A 1459-nucleotide genomic window follows, 5' to 3' on the forward strand; every position below is an offset into this window, starting at 1 on the left:
CGGAGGCTGCCTAATGTTTTTGTCAAGCAGCAGTGGCGGTTACGCGGTAGTCGGCCCGGTAGGGCCGGCGGGTGCGCAGCAGTGCGTGGAGCACGTTGATGCGGCGTCTGGCCAGTGCGATGAGGGCTTGGTGATGGCGTTTGCCTTCGGTGCGTTTTCGGGCGTAGAAGGCTTTGCTGGCCGGGTCGGAGCGGATGGCGGCGAACGCCGACTGGTAGAAGACGAACTTCAGTGTCTTGCTGCCGGCGGTGGCGCGGCGCAGGTAGTGCATCTTGCCGGACTGTTGCAGCACCGGTGCCAGCCCTGCGGCGGAAGCGAGCTGGTCGGCACTGGCGAACCGGGCGAGATCGCCTGCCTCGGCGAGGAACTCGGCGGTCAGGATGGCCCCCATCCCGGGCATGCTGGCGATGAGGGCCGCGTCAGGGTGGCTGTCGAGATCGGCTCTGATCTGGGCTTCCAGCTCACCGATGCGACGGCGGGCAGCGATGGCCTCGGTGGCGAATTCGCGGGTGAACTCGGCCAGGCGGGCTTGTCCGGGCACGACGGCGCGTTGACCGTGGGCCGCGGCGATCGCCTTGTCGGCCAACGGTTCGGCATACGGACGGCGGACACCGTGGCGGAGCAGATAGTCGGTGATCCGGCGGCGCCCGGCGCGGCGAACCTCGTCGGGGGTGCTGTAGCGGGCCAGCAGGTGCAGGTCACCGAGGTTGGTGACATCGACGGCTCGTTCCAAGCCGGGAAAGATGCTGGTCAAACTCTCGCGCAATCGTTGCAGACGGCGGGTCTGGTCGACCACCAGCTCTCGGCGGCGGCCGACGAGGATGCGCAAGTCCACAGTGGTCTCGTCTTCGGCGGCGACCTCGCGCCAGTCATCGCGCAGCCGCAACTGGTCGGCGATCGTTTTGGCGTCACGAGGATCGGACTTGGCCTCGCCGCCTCTGGTGGCGCGCCGGGCGCGGTTGACCACCAGACCGGGGACATGGACCAGGCGGAGTCCGGCTTCGAGCAGCATCGCGGTCAACAAACTAGCGATCCCGCCCATCAGGTCGATTCCTACGGTGACCGCACCGTGGTCGACACCGAGATCGCGCAATCGGCCGATCAACCCATCGATACTGTCAGGGTCGTTGTCGACCCGTTGGGAGACAAGGACTTTCCCGGTTTCGGTGGCCACGATCGCGACCCAGTGGAACTCCTTGGCGACGTCGATGCCCACGACAACTGCCATGCAACCCTCACTCGTTTCGGCGTGCGTGCGGTGCGTCCCCGCTCCGCCGGCAACGCCCTACACAGCGATGGTCCGCAATGCCTAATCAGCGGTCGGAACAAGGGAGCGGGACGGGCGGCCGAGCCTCCTGAGCCATCAACGGCAGCAAGCATGAAAGCCATACCCGCCCCGCCTGCACACCCCGATCATTCCGGACGACCGGGAGCACACCAGAAAGGTAGGGCGGCATGA

At 66.7% G+C, this 1459-nt stretch carries 1 protein-coding gene; it reads right to left on the reverse strand.

The genetic code is table 11. The features are described from left to right. Nucleotides 1–22 precede the first annotated feature (22 nt). Nucleotides 23–1228 (reverse strand): IS110 family transposase, encoded by a 1206-nt coding sequence (locus tag ACPCUW_RS35090; protein WP_423429688.1) that lies wholly within the window; start codon nucleotides 1226–1228, stop codon nucleotides 23–25. Between the last annotated feature and the right edge of the window lie 231 nt (nucleotides 1229–1459).

This window comes from Nocardia sp. AB354 (genome assembly GCF_049538315.1).
Lineage (GTDB): Bacteria > Actinomycetota > Actinomycetes > Mycobacteriales > Mycobacteriaceae > Nocardia > Nocardia nova.

What these genes read in the sequence shown, in the direction of transcription:
- ACPCUW_RS35090 (WP_423429688.1), bottom strand. Translation starts at nt 1,228, where the DNA reads ATGGCAGTTGTCGTGGGCATCGACGTCGCCAAGGAGTTCCACTGGGTC.